The organism is Sphingomonas sp. 10B4 (assembly GCF_035019905.1).
Classification (GTDB): domain Bacteria; phylum Pseudomonadota; class Alphaproteobacteria; order Sphingomonadales; family Sphingomonadaceae; genus Sphingomonas; species Sphingomonas glacialis.
In genome coordinates this window covers 1-249 of record NZ_JASJVC010000474.1, presented here as the reverse complement: position 1 = coordinate 249, position 249 = coordinate 1, and the positions used below count along the sequence as shown (strand labels likewise).

Sequence of the window (249 nt, the reverse complement as noted above, 5' to 3'; positions counted from 1 at the left end):
CAATATGATCACTGTGCTCGCTAGTGTTTGTTCCTGCCGGTACCGCCGCTATCGATGCTTTCGGTAATAGTTGCTCGCGCTCTTGCCTTGCTTCGCCAAAAACGATTTTGGTGGTTTCACCTTCCAGATACGCTGGGATGATTGTTTTGACGGTTTTTCCTGGCAACGCAGATTGTGCTGCTGCCAGTTGCTGGTCTAGCGGCAAGCGAGACATGATGCGGTCTACCTGATCTAAGTCCTGATATTTCC

1 protein-coding gene is annotated in these 249 nt (G+C 50.2%); it reads right to left on the bottom strand.

Going from position 1 to position 249, the window contains the following annotated elements:
* Window positions 1-249, bottom strand: a 249-nt coding sequence (locus tag QN347_RS20550; protein ID WP_323494511.1) for a hypothetical protein, incomplete at both ends; no start/stop codon positions are given.